Raw genomic sequence first — 15,888 nt, 5'->3', positions numbered from 1 at the left:
AAAGTTTACTGAAGGATGGGGGGCCGGTGGATGCCCAGCCGTTCTGCAGCCGCCTGGGCCAGCCCGATCAGCAGGGGGTCTTGCAGGGGCCGCCCCACCAGCGAGGCCCCCACCGGCTCGCCGCTTTCACGGTAACCCGCCGGAAAATTCACCACCGGAAAGCCCGAGGTGGAGGTGAGCAGGCTCAGGCTGTTGCTGATGGCTAGCAGCACATCCACCCGGTGGGCCTGCATCAGCTCGAGCAGCCTCTCGCGGCCCTGTTGGCGATTTTTTTGCACCAGGGCCTCGTACTCGGCGTCGGATAGGGGGTGGTTGAGGGAGGCCTCGAGCAAGTCCTGCCCGTAGCGCATGGCCTCGGGGTGCTGGCGGTTGTACTCGATCACGTCCTGCAAGCCCCTAATTGCAGCCCCGGTGGTCTTTAGGTAGTGGGCCAGGTCGCGCCGCATACCGGCGTGCAGCACCGGCATCATCTCGATGGAACCCTCAGGGAAGGGCACCGGCACCACCTCGGCCCCCAGGCTTTGCAGGGCCTGTGCGACCTGCTCCAGGGCTTCCTGGTCGCCCCTGCGCTGGATGTGCTGCACCCAGCCCACCCGCAGCGCGGCCGGCGGGGAGGGGGGTACGGCGGGAAAGGTGAAACCCTGGGCGACCTGAGTCTGGGGGTCGCCGGGGTCGTACCCGGTGAGCACCGACATCAAGACCGCCAGGTCGGAGGCCTTTTTGGTCATGGGGCCGGCGGTGTCCTGGGCGGCGGTGATGGGGATGATGCGGTCGCGGCTGACCAGGCCCAGGGTGGGCTTGAGGGTGAAAAGGCTGTTCTGGGCGGCGGGGTAGACGAGCGAGCCCGAGGTCTCGGTGCCAATGCCGGCCACGGCCAGGTTGGCCGCCACGGCCACCGCTGTCCCACTGCTGCTTCCGCCCACATCAAACGGCCCGTAGGGGTTGCGGGTATGGCCGCCCAGCGTGCTGTAGCCGTTGACCGACTGACTGGTCATGAAATTGGCCCACTCCGAGAGGTTGTTCTTGCCCAGAATAACTACCCCGGCGGCCCGCAGCTTCTGCACAATAAATGCGTCCTGGTCGGCGATGTGCTGGGCCAGCACCGCGGCCCCGGCGGTGGTGTGCAAGGGGCCTCGGGTAGAGATGTTGTCCTTCAGAGCGATGGGGATGCCGTGCAGCAAGCCGCGCACCTGCCCTTGCTGGCGTTCCTGGTCGCGGGCTCGAGCCTCCTCGAGCGCCTCGGGGTTCAGCTCCAGATAGGCGCGGAGCTGGTCGTTGTAGCGGCGGATGCGCCACAGATAGAAAAGCGTCAGCTCTTCGGAAGTGAGCTGCCCGGCCTGCATCAGGGCCTGTAGCTCGGCGATGGTGGCCCGCTGGGTAAGGGTTTGCAGGCGCTCGAGGGTTCCCGCCTCGAGCCGATCCAAAGCTCCTTCAAAGGGGGTAAAGTCCAGCTTGCGCTGCAACGGGTAGCTAGAAGGGGCGGTCTGCTCGGCCACCTGGCGGGCCACAAAGCTCTCCCAGTCGCGCTTGTTGGGGTTCAGACGTTTTTCGGCAGCCTGGCTCATCACCCACCACACTACCAGCCCTGCAGCCAGCCAAACCAGGGCCGCACACACTCGAACCCCTCTGGGCATGGCTTTTATTGTGCAGCCACCCCGTGCGCGCTAACTGCGACGCCCCTTACCCAGGGGTTTTTGTCGGTAACAGCGCGGCCCTTAAATGTCACAGGGCTTTAGCTCGAAGGGGGCTAAACTTTGGCTTAGGTTAGGGGATGCTTTTTCCTGGTTGTGATCATGCACGAGCTTTATACCAATGCACCAGCCCACTGGCCCAAGGTTCGCCTCGAGGGTCTGATCAACAGCAATGCCCCTGAGGTCAGGGCAGCCAACCGCCTGATCTTTGCCACCACCATCGAGACCCTGTTCCGCAAGTCGGGGATCCAGGTGCTGGAAGCCGATGTGCTGCGCCTGACCCGGGAAGGGGTTCTGGAGATCCCGTTGCGGGTGCGGGCCGAAGACGGTGAATATGACCTCTTCTTTTACCCCGTGGCCGACGAAAAAGCCGCCGCCCATTACGTGGCGGTGCAGGAGCTGGCCCAGCGCTGGGGGCGCATCCGCCCCATCTACTACAGCACCGACGACCTGCTGTCCATTTACCCCGAAACCCTGGAGCCCGTGACCTACCGCGACCGGCTTTTTATCCAGGCTTCCCTGAGCGCTCCCAAGGGCCAGTACGCCATGTGGTGGGCTGCACAGGAGGGCGAACAGTTTCACTACAGCCCCACCTTCGACCTTATCGATCGCATCTACCGCGAGATTAACGGCCTCGAGATGCGGGCGTTTGCCCTCATTTTGCTCGAGCTTGGCATGATTCAGGAAGAGTACGAGTTCACCGCCTCCACCCTGCCCGACAGCACCGTGGAAATCCCGGTAGAAGGCCCCGAAGGCGTGCCCATCATCATCTCTTTCTCGCAACACCGTGGGGTGCGCTTTCACTTTCACATGGAGCGGGCCAGCGCCGAGTACCGCGACCTGTTCCTCAACCTGTTTTTGCTGCGCCTGAAGACCTGGCGTAAGGAGGCCGCCCTCGAGCACATCAAACGCCTGGACAGCCCCGCCTATATCTGGTGGCGCGAATTGGGCAAACGCCTGCGCCTGAGCACGGGCTCGAGCGAGTACGCCATCCGCGCGGTGGGTTCGGTTAAACGCTAAAGTGGGCCGGGGGCTTTTTGTCTTTATCGGAATCTGCACGGGCCGCTGGCACGGGAAGTAAAATATATAAACCCGTCACGCACGCTTAAAAGCCCTTTGTGCCTCAGATGATGGCATGAATGGCGGCTCGAGGTTCCACGGGAAATCCACCTATAAGCGACCAGAACGCACTATTTGGCGGTTTCCAGCCTTGCTCTTTTTGTTACGCAAATAACAAAACGTGGTATGCTGTTCAGGTGAGCACTGACCTTACCACCAGCTACGATGCATCCGCAATTAAGGTTTTGAAAGGCCTGGAAGGGGTTCGCCACCGTCCGGCCATGTACATTGGCGGTACTCAGGCCGATGGCTACCATCACCTGTTCAAAGAAATTCTCGATAACGCGGTGGACGAGGCCCTGGCTGGTTTTGCTACCGAGATTGTTACCACCCTGCACCCCGATGGCTCCATCACCGTGGAAGATAACGGGCGTGGAATTCCGGTGGATATCATGCCTGAAGAGCAAAAGCCCGCGGTGGAGGTGATCTACACCGTGCTGCACGCGGGGGGTAAGTTCGAAGAAGGGGCCTATAAAGTCTCGGGCGGCCTGCACGGGGTGGGGGCCAGCGTGGTGAACGCCCTGTCTGAATTTACCCGCGTGGAGGTCTTCCGCGATGGCAAGCACCACCTGATCGAGTTCAGCCGAGGGGAGGTGACCAGGCCCCTACAGGTGGTGGGGGAGGCCCCCAAAGGCAAGCGCGGCACCCGCGTGACCTTCCTGCCCGACCCCCAGATTTTCGGCAGCGAGCAAAAGTTTGAGGCCAGCCGCCTGCGGGTGCGCCTGCGCGAGGTCTCCTTCCTGGTGGCGGGTCTCAAGCTGGTCTTTAAGGACGAGATTCATCAAAAAGAAGAGGTTTTCTTCGATAAAGGCGGGGTGGCCTCCTTCGCCAAATTCCGCGCCGACGGCGAGGAGCTGCTCTACGATAAACCGGTGCTCTTGCAGGGCCAGGTGGAGGCGGTGGGGGTGGAGGTGGGCCTGGTGCACACCAAGGGCTACAGCGCCGACCTGGTGAGCTTTGCCAACATGATTCCAACCGTGGATGGGGGCACCCATGTCTCAGGCTTCAAGACCGCCTACACCCGCGCCATCAACACCTACGCCAAGAAAGCCGGCCTGGTCAAAGACCTGGAGCCCACCGGCGACGACCTGCTGGAGGGCCTGTCCTGCGTGATCTCGGTCAAGATCCCCCAGCCCCAATTTGAGGGCCAGACCAAGGGCAAGCTTCTGAACCCCGAGGCCGGTACCGCTGTAAGCAGGGTGGTGTACGAGAAGTTTTCCGAGTACCTCGAGGAAAACCCCCGCATTGCCAAGATGATCTACGAAAAGGCCCAGCGGGCGGCCCAGGCCCGTGAGGCGGCCCGCAAGGCCCGCGAGCTGGTGCGCCGGGCCAACCCCCTCGAGTCCGACGACCTGCCCGGCAAGCTGGCCGACTGCCAGTCGGAAGACCCCGCCGAGGCCGAACTCTTCATCGTGGAAGGGGATAGCGCGGGCGGCAGCGCCAAGAGCGGACGCGACCGCCGCTTCCAGGCCATCCTGCCTTTGCGCGGCAAAATTCTCAACGTCGAGAAGGCCGGCCTGAACAAAGCCCTCAAGAACGCCGAGGTGCGGGCCATGGTGGCGGCCATCGGGGCGGGCATTGGCGGCAAGGACAACGAAGAGGCCCACTTCAACATCGAAGACCTGCGCTACCACAAGATCATCATCATGACCGACGCCGACGTGGACGGCTCGCACATCCGCACCCTGCTGCTCACCTTCTTCTACCGCTACATGCGCCCCATCATCGAGCGGGGCTACCTGTACGTGGCCCAGCCCCCCCTGTACGGCTTGCGGGTGGGCAAGAGCAAGCAGATGGAGTACATTTTCGACGACGAAGCCCTCAAGAAAGCCCTGGCCAACATCGGCGACAAGCCCTACGAGATCCAGCGCTTCAAGGGCCTGGGCGAGATGAACGCCGAGCAGCTCTGGGAGACCACCATGGACCCCGCAAGGCGGGTTTTGAAAAAGGTGGATATGAAAGACGCCTCTTACGCCGCCCAGATTTTCGACGACCTGATGGGCTCCGACGTGCAGCCCCGCCGGGAGTTCATCGAGGAGAACGCCCGCTTCGCGCGGATTGAAGTTTAGCCCAACCCAGCCGTGCGATAAGCGGCGCGGCTTCCGGTGGCGGGTGGCGATCCTGAGAAGGCCTCGAGCCAGGCGCTAAAGCAAGCGCTCCGGATTCCGCCACACGATAAACACCCCGTAGTTGCCGCAACTGGGGTCGTCGAGGTAATCGGGAATAATGCCCCACACAGAGTAGCCTCGCTTGAGCTGTACCGAGAGCACCGGGTCGAACATCTCGCCGCGCACCACCTTTTGCACGTACTGTTCTATGGCCAGGTCGCGCTGGAAGGGGGCGTAGCCCTTGGGCATGGCCCCGGCCACATGGCCCTTGAGGCCCAGGCGGCGCACCAGGTTTTGCCGGGCGGTGTAGAGCAGGGTGGAGAGGCCCAGGCCGCGGTACTCGGGGTGCACGCCGATGTCGGCGCCGTAGAGCCAGTCGCCGCTGGGGTTGTGGGTGGTGAGCCAGTTGCCGCCCACGGCCTCGAGGTAGCGGTGCTGGAAGTGGCTAAAGTCGACCTGGGTGCAGAGGTCGGTGGAGCAGGCCACCACCCGGCCGGTCTCGCGCTCGATTACGGCGTGCTGGCCTTCGGGGAAGACCTGCATGTGGGCCCGGTAATGCTCGGCAGTAATGAGCTGGTTTTTGGCCAGTGACGGGAAAGATGCCTGCTGGATGGCCTCGAGGGCCTCGGCCATCCAGGGCTCGGACTGCACCACGGCAAAGCGTTTGTCGGGGCTTTGGAGGAGTTCGGTCATCGGCGATTTACCTGCGTCTTTTTCGTCAAAATACTGTGTCTGTTGCTCCCGCGCAACTAACACAGCACCGCTTGCAGGGCCGATAGCCCGATGTTGGCCCCGCAGATCACCACCACCACCCGCTGCCCCCGGTAGCGCGCAGCCTGTTTGAGCAAAGCGGCCAGGGCCACACCGGCGGCCCCTTCCAGAAGCTGGTGCTGGGTCTCGATGAAAAGCCGCATGGCGGCCCTGATCTCTTCCTCGCTCACCGTAACCCAGTCGTCCACCAGGGTGCGGCACAGCTCGAAGGTGATGGTGTTGGCCTCGAGGCCCCCCGCGCTGCCGTCCGAGAGGGTGGGCTGGGCCTCGAGGCGCACGATTCGCCCCGCCTGCACCGAGGCCCACATGGCCGCGTCGTTTGCCGGCTGGCAGCCGATTATCTGGGTTGCTGGGCTGAGCGACTTAAGGTACGCGGCGATGCCGGAGATCATCCCCCCGCCCCCCACCGTCACGAAAACGGCCTGGGGGGGCTGGGGTAGCTGCTGGGCGATTTCCAGCCCGATGCTGCCCTGCCCGGCGATCACCTGGGGGTCGTTGTAGGGCGAGATGTAGGTCAGGCCGTGCTGGGCGGCGTAGCTCCGGGCGTAGGCTTCGGTGTCGTCGCCGCTCTGCCCGTAGACCCGCACCGCTGCACCATAGCGCCGGATGGCCTCGAGCTTGGTGGGGCTGGCCCCCTGCGGCACGAAGACCAGGCCCCGCGCGCCCAGCTTGGCCAGGCCAAAGGCCACCCCCGCCCCATGGTTGCCGCTGCTGGCCGTTACCACGCCCTGTTGCAGCTGCTGGGGGGATAGCTGTAGCAGCTTGTTCAGGGCCCCCCGCACCTTGAAGCTTCCGGTGTGCTGGAGGTTTTCCAGCTTCAAGTAGACCTCGGCCCCGGTAGCCTGGGAAAGGGCCAGCGAAAGCTCCAGCGGCGTCTCGCGCACGTGGGGCCGTAGGCGGGCGTGGGCCTGCCGGATGGTCAGGGGCCAGTTCATGCTGGGCTCAGGCCCCCACCGCCAGGGTCTGGTAGGTCTCGCGGATGGCCCCCGCCACCACCCCCAGGGCCTCGCGCAGCATGGCCTCGGGGATGTCGAGGGCGGGCAGGAAGCGGATGCAGTTGGTGTAGAGCCCGGCCCGGATCAGAATCACCCCGCGGCGGGAGGCCAGTTGGATGGTCTGCATGGCGAACTCCTGCCAGGGTTCTTTGGTTGTGGGGTCTTTGACGAACTCGAGCGCCATCATGGCCCCCAGCCCGCGCACGTCGCCCAGCACCGGGATTTCTTTTTGCAAGGGCGCGAAGGTCTCGCGGATGATCCGCTCGATGTGTTGGGCCTGCTCGAGGAAGCCCGGCGACTCCAGAATCTCGATGGCCTTGAGCGCGGCCACACAGGCCAGCGGGTTGCCGCCGTAGGTGCTGCCCACCCCGCCCACGTGGGGGCTGTCTAAAATCTCGGCCCGGCCTGTGACGGCGCTGATGGGCATACCGGCCCCCAGGCTCTTGGCGCTGATCAGCAGGTCGGGCACCACCCCGCTGTGCTCGATGGCCCAGAGCCTTCCGGTGCGGCCCGAGCCCGACTGAATCTCATCGGCGATCATCACCGCCCCGGTCTGGTCGCAGACCTCGCGAATCTTGCGTAAAAACTTGTGCGGCACCGGGATAAAGCCCCCCTCGCCTATCACCGGCTCGATCACGATGGCCGCCAGGGCCGAGGGGTCGATGTGCGCGGTAAGGGCGTTTTCCAGGTTCCAGCAGGCCCAGTCCAGGTACGCCTCGGGGGTCATGCCCGGCGGTGTGCGGTAGAGGTTGGGCACCGGCAGCCGGTAGACCTCGGGGGCAAAGGGGCCAAAACCCTTCTTGAACAGGCCCCATTTGCTGGTCATGGCCATGGTCAGGTTGGTGCGCCCGTGGTAGGCCCCCTCGAAGACGATAATCCCAGGGCGTCCGGTATAGCGGCGGGCAAACTTCACGGCGTTTTCCACCGCCTCGGCCCCGCCGTTGGCCAGAAGGGTCTTTTTGGGGAAGTCGCCGGGGGTCAGGCGGTTCAGGGCCTCGCAGACCGCCACATAAGGCTCGTAGTTGGCTACGATGCTGCACATGTGCAAGAGCTCGTCGGCCTGGGCTTTGAGGGCCTCCACCACGCTCTGGGGGGTGTGCCCCACGGCCAGCGCCCCAATGCCGCCGGCCAGGTCGATGAGGGTGTTGCCGTCCACGTCTTCCACCAGCGCGCCGTGGGCTTTCTTAACCGCGATGGGGTTGGCCTGGGCCAGCGCGCTCGAGACGGCGGCGGCCCGGCGGGCCTGGAGTTCCTGGCTTTTGGGGCCAGGGATGGGGGTTTTGAGCTGGATATACGCCATAGATTCCTCTAGTAGTTGCTAGTCGCTGGGCCGACCCCTGCCCTGGTCGAAGGGGTCGAAGCATGGTTGCTGAGCTTGTCGAAGCAAAGCCTACCGAAAGAGACCGGGGCTCGCCAGGCCTGCGGGGGGCGGGATGCACGCCTTTTGCACATCCATTTGCCTCTAGCTTAGCAGACCGTACAGCGCACTTAGAACCTGCTCCTCCCAGCGGGTGTAGGCCGAGTAAAGGCCCCTGTGCTGAGCGGGGTCACAGCCCTGGCCCCCCAGGATGTACACCAGCGCGTGAGCGGCCTCCGGGTCGAACAGCAGGCCGCTCAGAAGGCCATAGGCATCGCCTAAGTGGCCGAACCAGGGCCGGGGGTGGCCCTGCACCGGGCAGTCCTGGCCCGGCTGGTTGGTAAAACGCCAGACCCCCAGCCCCCAGCTTAGGGCCTGGCCTTCCAGGGTGTCGCCGTTGTGGCCGTTGTAGGTCCACTGGGGTGCGCACATCTGCTCGAGCGTCTTTGGCTCGAGCCACTGTACGCCCCCCACCCGGCCTCGGTGCAAAAAAAGCTGGGCTATCCGGGCCAGCTCGAGGGCCGAGGCCCGCAAGCCCCCTTGCGGCGAGAAGAAGGTGGCGTTGGTGCCAGGCCGGTAGGTGCGCAAATCCACGGTGACAAACCCCCCGTCGGGCCGGCTGGGATCGGGGACGAGGGGGCCGGCCGGAACCACCCCGCGGTGGTCGTCCACCTGGGCCACCCAGGGGCCAGCCGGGTTCCACACCCCGCCGGTTTGCTTGCGGTAGAGCACCGCTAGGTTGCCCATAGCTTCCGGGGTGAAGCGGCTCAGGTTGAACCCACCCCCCAGGCCCAGCGGGCGCAGCACCTCGTTCTCCATGAACAGGTCGAAGCGCTGGCCCGACACGCACTCCAGCAGGGTGCCCAGCACGCCGGTGTTGAGGTTGGCATAGCAGGCGTAACTGCCGGGCGGGTGGGCCGGGTCGAAGTGGGCCCCGGCCTCAAAAAAACGCCCCTGGGGATGAAAAAAGTCCTGAAGCGTGTAGGGGCTGGGAATGGCGTAGCACGAGCCGTCGCGCAACGAGGAGGTGTGCGAGAGCAGGTGCCAAACCCGGATGGGCGCCTGCGGAAACGCCGGGTTGCGCAGGGGAAAGCCCAGGTACTGGCTTACATCGGCCTCGAGGTCGAGCTTCCCCTGCTCCACCAGCCGCATGGCCCCCAGCGCCACCACCAGCTTGGAGATGGAGGCCACCCGGAAGCGGGTCTGGTTGTTGACGGGTAGGCACTGGCCGGGGTCGGGGTCAAGGTAGCGGTAGCCAAACGACCGGGCATAGACCACCTCCCCGGCCCGGATCACCGCCACCTGCAAGCTGGGCAGGGCGCGCAGGGGGTCTTTGAGCAGCGATTGCAGGCGTTGGTGGGTGTCCTCGAGCGCCACTGACCCTGATTTTACGAGGATGTAGAGGGCTTTTTGCAAACATCGCCGATGCCGGTCATTGTGGTTACTTTACTGAATATTATGGCTCATGCAGAGGGCCATGTCCCGCACTAAAACGGTGGGCATCCGAGTTCTAAAAGCCCATCTAAGCCGTTACCTGCGCGAAGTTGCGGAGGGTGCCGCTCTCGAGATTACCGATCGAGGACACCCCGTAGCCCGTCTGCTTCTCATGCCAGAGGAACCCAGGGAAGCCTAGAAGAGCCTGTCCGAACTGGGTCTTCTGGCCTGGTCTGGCCGCAAGCTCAGAGCCCGCAAACCCGTTGCAAAGGCCAAAGGGAAAAGCGTGGCTGTGCTCTACTGCCTACGATGAGCGGCTGCGGCAGGCTGCACGAGACGAGGGCCTGGTGTGTTTGCCTGCGGGCTCGAGGGTGTAACGACGAGAAGGAGTCTTCGTTTAGGGGAGGACAACCCACCCGGTAGGGGCTCTGATGGTTCGGGACGAAGCTCGGGAGGGTGTTGGGAACCCAACTGCCCACAAACCACCCTCTCTCAAACCTGCAAGCCCCGTCAGGGCAGACTTGCCCGTTGAACAACCGTGGAGGGCTCAGGTCATTTTCTGAAACTGCACTGTCTCAAACAAAAGTCAAGGGGTTCATTACAAAATAAACCAAGTATATTTAGTGCTTAGTAGATTGCCAAAAAACACCGCTCCGACCTAAACTAAACCAGGCTGCCAAAATGTAGCCTGGACTATGGAGGTGTATTCAGCTATGCGTGATTTATTTTTTGGTCGTTGGTCGTTGGGCTAGTTCTGTTGCTGGCGGCGTGCGGAAGAAATGATTCCGCACCTGATTCCAATCACGAAGACAGCAGGATAGTGGTTGATGAAGGCGCCGGCTCTCTTATTGGAGAGGAGATTCTGCTCAATGTTGAAGACCAGGTGGAAACCCAACAAGTTGTTCGCGCTAGAACGGATTGTTCTGAGTTGAAATTGGATCATCCTCACATAACAACAATTGACTCGAATACCGTTATCAAAGCCAAGGCTGGGGGTTCGTGTGTAACCACACCGCCAGTGCCGGGGATGCAGTATCGTTTAGTTTTGCAGCTGTATAGGATTGATAATCCGCCCAGAATCTTCAACCAGTGGGTAAAGGTTGCTGAGACGGAACATATACGACCGGGTAACATCTCAGGAGGAGAACAGATTGCTACTTGGAGTCGCTCAACGGCCTATGTTTTTGCGAATTGCATACCCCGCTCTAGATACCTTGCTGTCGGATATGTATACCGAAAGGCGCCAAAAATATTCAATTGGCCCATACCTATTTATCCGGAAAACTTTACGACACTCAAAGTTGACAGCTGCGAGAAGGTGTCTGAACCGCCAAGCCCCCCACCTGTAGATCCACCACCAGATGATTCGATTTCTACGCTAGGCAATCAGTCCAGATAAATACGATGACCAAGTTCACGCTTCAGGACGTGCTCCTCCGGATGATCACCCCTCCGCTCAACAGAGCCAGCGGTGTGTACTACAAGATTCGCTGGGAGCAGGACGTGGGCCTGTGGGCGGTTACCAAGGCCCGGCTGCCCAGGGATCACGACAAGATCACGCCGTACCGGGCAGAAGAGGGGGTTGGGAAGCTCGAGTTTTTTCTTAAGCCACAAGGTAATCTTGTGATAGAGAGCCAGTTCTGGTGGAAGCCAAAGGTGGGCTACCGGACAAAATCCCGGTCGTATGCAACCTATGACCCAGGTTTACAACGCGATATAGACGAGGCATTCTACAAAGATCTGCAAAGGTATTTTGATGAGCAGGGCTATCCGAGGAAGAAGGAAGTTCATAAACGCAGGGAAGAGCTTATTCTAGAAGCAAAATTATCTGAAATAGAGAAGCTACTGGCGGCGATTAGGTCAGGGGGAACGCGACCGGGCACTGGAGAAGAAACAGCCGCATGGGATGAGCGTACTCGAGAGGCAGTGGATCGCATACTCCAACCTGTTCTTGATGTGGTATATACGTTGCCTCAGAGTGCTGTAAATCTCAAGAATCTTAGCCGCTGTGAGAGCAAGGACGGGGTGGATGCCTTTTACTGCGACCCGGTAAATGTGCGGGCCCGACACCCTAACCTGACCATTGTCAACGAGCACCACTATCTGAGGCCCTTGGCCCTGGATTTGAAGCTCGAGGTTCTTGGAGAGTGTAGCCACCTGGGTCGGCCTGCGGTGCTGGTTCGGGGTGTGCCCCGCACCATTGAGGAACAGGATGAGATGCTCTGGGTGGACTGGTGGGGTGCGCCGGACGACTGGTGGCTGGTGTGCGATTACTATGAGCTGGCGATAGATATGGAATCGGGGTTGCTACTCTACTACCGTGGGGTGGTGGGAAGCAAAACCATGGTTCGGTCGGAGATGCTCGAGCTGGTCTTCGACCCCCCGGAAGTGATGGATGAATCCGTCTTCAGGGGAGGACAACCCACCCGGTAGGGGCTCCGATGGTGCAGGTCTAACGGTGAGCGAGCCCCTTGGTCAGGGAGCGGGTTTCACCGGCTCTTGACGGCCGTCCAGACCTCATCGTAGAGGCGGGTGTCTTTGCCCAGGTCGAGCACGAACTCGAGCTTCTGCATGGTGGCGGCATCGGGGTAGATGGCCGGGTTCTTGCGGTCTGCGGGGTTGATGAAGGGCAGGGCGGCCTTGTTGGGGGTGGCGTAGCGGTTGTAGTTGGAGAGTTGGGCCCCAATTTTGGCGTCCAGAATAAAGTTGATGAACTGGTGGGCGGCCTCGGGGTTGGAGGCACGGGCGGGGATGGCCATGTTGTCCAGGAATAACGCGGCCCCTTCCCTGGGCACCACAAAGCCCACGTTCTTGTTCTCGTCGGCGGCCTTGAGGGCGTCGCCGTTGTAGACCACCGCGTAGGTGGCCGTACCGGCGACCAGGCGGTTCTTGGCCCCCACGCCGCCTTCAAAGCCCAGGAAGCGGGGGTTTTTCTTGGCAGAGAGAAGCACCTGGCCGGCGGCCCGCACCTCGGCGGGGTTCCGGGTGTTGATGGACTTGCCCTGGAAGCGCAGCGCCGCCCCCAGCATCTCGCGGATGGAGTCCATCAGCACAAAGGGCTTATCGGCCCCGGGCCCCAGAATCACGCCCCAACTGGTGGGGGTGGGGACGCGGTCTTTGCGGTACATGATGCCCGACATGCCCCACTGGTAGGCCGCGCTGTAGCGGTTGCCGGGGTCGAAGGGCGGGTTGGCAAACTTGGGGTCGAGGTTTTTCAGGTTGGGGATTTTGCTCTTGTCGAGAGGCTGGATCAGCTTGAGCTGGATCAGGGTGGGGATGATGTAGTCGCCCGGTACGATGACGTCGTACTGCGAGACCCCCCCGGCCTGGAGCTTGGCCAGCATGTCCTCGTTGGACTCGTAGAGGTCAATGCGCACCCGCAGGTTGAACTTTTGCTCAAAAGCTTTGATGATGGCCGGGTCCATGTACTCCGACCAGATAAAAAGCCGCATCTCGCGGGGCTGGGCTAGGGCCAAGGACAGAGCCAGCAGGCAGAGGGCAAACAGGCGTTTCATGCTTCCTCCCGGTTGGCGCTAGTTTACCGTAGTTTTCAGCGCCGTGTAAGGCGCTCGGAGGCCAGCACCAGGAGCACCGTAACCAGGAAAATCAGGGTGGAGAGGGCGTGAATCTCGGGGGTGACGCCCCGCCGCACCGAGGCGTAGATGAGCAGGGGCAGGGTTTGCGAGGTGGGGCCGGCGGTGAAGAAGCTAATCACGAAGTCGTCGAGGGAGAGGGTGAAGGCCAGCATGGCCCCGGCCACGATGCCAGGGGTGAGCAGGGGCAGCAGGACGCGGCGCACGTAGTAGCCGTAGCTGGCGTAGAGGTCGCGGGCGGCCTCGTCGAGCTCGTGGCCCAGGCTTTTGAGGCGGCTGCGCACCGTGAGGGCCACAAAAGCAATCTGGAAGGTGACGTGGCCCAGCACCATGGTGAAGAGGCCGGGCTCGAAGAGGCTCGAGACCGCCCGGAAGGCCCCAAAGGCCACCACCAGGGCCACCGCGAAGATGATGTCGGGGGTGACCACCGGCAGGTAGAGCAGGTTCTCCAGGAAGCCCTGGCTGCGCCGGGGCCAGGGGTAGCGCTCCAGGGCGATGGCAAAAAGCGTGCCCAGCACCGTGGCGATGAGGGTAGAGACCAGCGCCAGCACGAAGGTGTTGCGGGCGGCCTCGAGGATGTCCGGGTTGCTGAAGAGCCGCGCATACCAGTCCCAGGTAAAGCCCGACCACTGCAGGCCGTAGCGGGTTTTGTTAAACGAGAGCACCGCCACCGCCAGCATGGGCAGGTACAGAAAGGCCAGGGTGGCCAGGGCCGCGCTGCTGATGAGGGGGTTCAGGCGCATGAAGCCCTCCCGTGCCTTTGCAAGCCAGGTCGGTTTGGGGGTGCGGCGCGCGCCGGGGTCATACCAGGTCCACGTCCTTTCCCCGGCGGCGGTAGATGGCCAGCCCAATCAGGGTCATGACCATCAGGCCCAGGCTGACCGCGGCCCCATAGGGCCAGTCGCGGCTGGCGTAAAACTGCTGCTGGATCAGGTTGCCCACCAGCAGGTACTTGGCCCCGCCCAGCAGGTCGGGGATCACGAACATGCCCATGGCCGGGATAAAGGTCAGGATGATGCCCACCGTGAGGCCCGGCAGGGTCTGGGGCCAGATGGCCTGGAAGAAGGTGCGGATGCGGCTGGCGTAGAGGTCCTGGGCGGCCTCCACCAGGCTCCAGTCCAGCCGCTCCACGCTGGAGAAGAGCGGCATCACCACAAAGGGTAAAAAAGCCGTAATCATGCCAATATAAACCGCCAGTGGGCTGGGGTAGAGGCCGCTGTCGGGGGCCAGCAGGCCCAGGGCCTGGGCCAGTTTGGCGAAGGGAAAATCGGGGGCCAGGAGCATCTGCCAGGCGTAGGTGCGGATGACCAGGTTGGTCCAGAAGGGGATGATGACCAGGGCCAGCCAGAGATAGCGGGTGCGGGGGGGGCGGCTGGCAATGAAGAAGGCCAGGGGGTAGGCCAGCACGATGCAGATAAGGGTGGTCACCAAGGCCACCCAGAGGCTTCGCAGCAGAATCAGGATGGTGTCGGGGCTCCAGCCGAAGATGCCATAGCCCAGAAGGCGGCGGTAGTTTTCCAGGCTGAAGTTCCAGACCACCTCGCCGTACGGCCCCCGCTCGGCAAAGGAGAGGGCCACCAGCGAGAGGCCCGGAATTACCAGCAAGCCCAGAATCCAGATGGCGGCGGGCAGCAAGAACCACAGCCCCCGGCGGTAGAGCTGGGCCGGGGTGGTCAGCTCGCCGAACCAGACCATGCGCCTATTCATCCAGCACCACCAAGGCATCTACAGGTAGCTCGGCCCAGAGTTCCTGCCCGGCCTGCAGGGTGGGGTGGGGGGCGGTGCGCACCCGGATATCGCAGGGCTCGAGCCAGGCTTCCTGATAAGCCCCGCGGTAGACCGCCTCGCGCACCCGCACCCGGAGGCCGTTCTGCCGGGGTTCTACCTCGGATAGCCGCACCCGTTCGGGCCGGATGGCCACATAGCCCTCGTCCCAGGGTGGGGTCTGGCCCAGGGCCAGCTTGCCAAAGGGGGCCTCGAAGCCCATGGGGAGCCGCTTGCCCTGGATCAGGTTGGCCGCCCCCAGGAACTCGGCGGCGTAGCGGGTGCGGGGCCGCTCGTAGACCTCGTCGGGGGTACCGACCTGCTCGAGGTGGCCCATCCGCATGAGGGCGATGCGATCCGAGACCGCCATGGCCTCGTCCTGGTCGTGGGTGACCAGGATAAAGGTCAGGCCCAACTGCTGCTGGAGCCGCCGGAGCTGCACCTGCACCTCGGCCCTGAGTTTGGCGTCGAGGGCACTCATGGGCTCGTCCAGCAGGAGCACCTGCGGTTCGTTGACCAGGGCCCGGGCCAGGGCCACCCGCTGACGCTGCCCCCCCGAGAGCTGGTGCGGCAGCCGCTCGGCGAAGGGCTCGAGCTGGAGCATCTCCAGCCCGTACCTTACCCGCCGTTCCACCTCGAGCCTGTCCATGCGGCGGCTCTTGAGGCCAAAGGCGATGTTTTCCCGCACGGTAAGGTGCGGGAACAGGGCGTAGCTCTGAAACACGGTGTTGACCGGGCGCCGGTTGGCCGGGAGGGGGGTGAGATCCTGGCCCATCAGCACCACCCGGCCCTCGGTGGGCACCTCGAGGCCGGCGATAATCCGCAGCAGGGTGGTTTTGCCGCAGCCCGAGGGCCCCAAAAGGGTGAAGAACTGGCCCGCAGGCACCTCGAGGCTCACCCCGCCCAGCGCGGTAAAGTCGCCGAATTTTTTGACCACGTTCTGTATGGAAAGGGACTCCCCCGTGGCCGGGGGCCGTATGGTGGCGGTCATGGTTGGCGCATAGCGTACCAAAAGAGGCTGGGCTTTTGAACCGTTTGGGTTATGTGTGCAGTTGC

At 63.0% G+C, this 15,888-nt stretch carries 13 protein-coding genes; 4 read left to right on the top strand and 9 right to left on the bottom strand.

The window, feature by feature from the left end:
- Positions 1 to 5: 5 nt before the first annotated feature.
- On the bottom strand, positions 6 to 1,634 hold the full coding sequence (locus MRUB_RS14725; protein WP_235438234.1) for an amidase family protein: 1,629 nt from the start codon (positions 1,632 to 1,634) through the stop codon (positions 6 to 8).
- Positions 1,635 to 1,793: 159 nt separating this feature from the next.
- Between MRUB_RS14725 and MRUB_RS14720 the strand changes: the two genes are divergently transcribed.
- The gene (locus tag MRUB_RS14720; RefSeq protein WP_013015172.1) at positions 1,794 to 2,711 is read left to right on the top strand and encodes a hypothetical protein; all 918 of its coding nucleotides are present in this window, start codon (positions 1,794 to 1,796) and stop codon (positions 2,709 to 2,711) included.
- Positions 2,712 to 2,947: 236 nt separating this feature from the next.
- Entirely contained in the window at positions 2,948 to 4,879 is a 1,932-nt protein-coding gene (locus MRUB_RS14715) for a DNA topoisomerase subunit B (protein ID WP_013015171.1), read from the top strand.
- Positions 4,880 to 4,954: 75 nt separating this feature from the next.
- Here MRUB_RS14715 and MRUB_RS14710 read toward each other — a convergent pair whose 3' ends face one another.
- From MRUB_RS14710 to MRUB_RS14695, 4 genes are all read right to left on the bottom strand, one after another.
- Entirely contained in the window at positions 4,955 to 5,611 is a 657-nt protein-coding gene (locus MRUB_RS14710; RefSeq protein ID WP_013015170.1) for a GNAT family N-acetyltransferase, read from the bottom strand.
- A 56-nt stretch (positions 5,612 to 5,667) separates the two neighbouring features.
- Positions 5,668 to 6,624, bottom strand: a complete 957-nt coding sequence (locus MRUB_RS14705) for a threonine/serine dehydratase (protein ID WP_013015169.1) — start codon at positions 6,622 to 6,624, stop codon at positions 5,668 to 5,670.
- A gap of 7 nt (positions 6,625 to 6,631) precedes the next feature.
- A complete protein-coding gene (locus MRUB_RS14700) occupies positions 6,632 to 7,984 on the bottom strand; it encodes an aspartate aminotransferase family protein (protein WP_013015168.1) in 1,353 nt (450 codons plus the stop codon).
- 162 nt (positions 7,985 to 8,146) lie between these two features.
- A complete protein-coding gene (locus MRUB_RS14695) occupies positions 8,147 to 9,418 on the bottom strand; it encodes a serine hydrolase domain-containing protein (protein WP_013015167.1) in 1,272 nt (423 codons plus the stop codon).
- Positions 9,419 to 9,518: 100 nt separating this feature from the next.
- Here MRUB_RS14695 and MRUB_RS15675 point away from each other — a divergent pair, with 100 nt between their 5' ends.
- The gene (locus MRUB_RS15675) at positions 9,519 to 9,674 is read left to right on the top strand and encodes a type II toxin-antitoxin system Phd/YefM family antitoxin (RefSeq protein WP_152024907.1); all 156 of its coding nucleotides are present in this window, start codon (positions 9,519 to 9,521) and stop codon (positions 9,672 to 9,674) included.
- 1,205 nt (positions 9,675 to 10,879) lie between these two features.
- Positions 10,880 to 11,908 (top strand): hypothetical protein, encoded by a 1,029-nt coding sequence (locus MRUB_RS14685; protein WP_013015166.1) that lies wholly within the window; start codon positions 10,880 to 10,882, stop codon positions 11,906 to 11,908.
- 56 nt (positions 11,909 to 11,964) lie between these two features.
- Here the strand turns inward: MRUB_RS14685 and MRUB_RS14680 are convergent, their stop codons facing one another.
- From MRUB_RS14680 to MRUB_RS14665, 4 genes are read right to left on the bottom strand one after another with little or no spacing between them, the layout of a single operon-like run.
- The gene (locus tag MRUB_RS14680; protein WP_013015165.1) at positions 11,965 to 12,990 is read right to left on the bottom strand and encodes a polyamine ABC transporter substrate-binding protein; all 1,026 of its coding nucleotides are present in this window, start codon (positions 12,988 to 12,990) and stop codon (positions 11,965 to 11,967) included.
- A 35-nt stretch (positions 12,991 to 13,025) separates the two neighbouring features.
- Positions 13,026 to 13,811: an ABC transporter permease gene (locus MRUB_RS14675; protein WP_013015164.1), complete on the bottom strand. Its 786-nt coding sequence runs from the start codon at positions 13,809 to 13,811 to the stop codon at positions 13,026 to 13,028.
- A gap of 58 nt (positions 13,812 to 13,869) precedes the next feature.
- Positions 13,870 to 14,775 carry an ABC transporter permease gene (locus MRUB_RS14670; protein ID WP_013015163.1) on the bottom strand — a complete coding sequence of 302 codons (906 nt, stop codon included), beginning with the start codon at positions 14,773 to 14,775 and terminating at the stop codon, positions 13,870 to 13,872.
- Entirely contained in the window at positions 14,768 to 15,823 is a 1,056-nt protein-coding gene (locus MRUB_RS14665; RefSeq protein ID WP_013015162.1) for an ABC transporter ATP-binding protein, read from the bottom strand. The genes MRUB_RS14670 and MRUB_RS14665 overlap by 8 nt, the downstream gene beginning before the upstream one ends.
- Positions 15,824 to 15,888: the final 65 nt, after the last annotated feature.

The sequence above is a fragment of the Meiothermus ruber DSM 1279 genome (assembly GCF_000024425.1).
GTDB classification, from domain to species: Bacteria; Deinococcota; Deinococci; order Deinococcales; family Thermaceae; genus Meiothermus; species Meiothermus ruber.
This window is presented reverse-complemented; position numbering and strand designations above follow the sequence as displayed.

Coding starts and splice junctions, on each gene's coding strand:
- MRUB_RS14710 (WP_013015170.1), bottom strand. CDS start 5,611: ATGACCGAACTCCTCCAAAGCCCCGACAAACGCTTTGCCGTGGTGCAG.
- MRUB_RS14665 (WP_013015162.1), bottom strand. CDS start 15,823: ATGACCGCCACCATACGGCCCCCGGCCACGGGGGAGTCCCTTTCCATA.
- MRUB_RS14700 (WP_013015168.1), bottom strand. CDS start 7,984: ATGGCGTATATCCAGCTCAAAACCCCCATCCCTGGCCCCAAAAGCCAG.
- MRUB_RS14675 (WP_013015164.1), bottom strand. CDS start 13,811: ATGCGCCTGAACCCCCTCATCAGCAGCGCGGCCCTGGCCACCCTGGCC.
- MRUB_RS14725 (WP_235438234.1), bottom strand. CDS start 1,634: ATGCCCAGAGGGGTTCGAGTGTGTGCGGCCCTGGTTTGGCTGGCTGCA.
- MRUB_RS15675 (WP_152024907.1), top strand. CDS start 9,519: ATGTCCCGCACTAAAACGGTGGGCATCCGAGTTCTAAAAGCCCATCTA.
- MRUB_RS14720 (WP_013015172.1), top strand. CDS start 1,794: ATGCACGAGCTTTATACCAATGCACCAGCCCACTGGCCCAAGGTTCGC.
- MRUB_RS14685 (WP_013015166.1), top strand. CDS start 10,880: ATGACCAAGTTCACGCTTCAGGACGTGCTCCTCCGGATGATCACCCCT.
- MRUB_RS14680 (WP_013015165.1), bottom strand. CDS start 12,990: ATGAAACGCCTGTTTGCCCTCTGCCTGCTGGCTCTGTCCTTGGCCCTA.
- MRUB_RS14670 (WP_013015163.1), bottom strand. CDS start 14,775: ATGAATAGGCGCATGGTCTGGTTCGGCGAGCTGACCACCCCGGCCCAG.
- MRUB_RS14705 (WP_013015169.1), bottom strand. CDS start 6,624: ATGAACTGGCCCCTGACCATCCGGCAGGCCCACGCCCGCCTACGGCCC.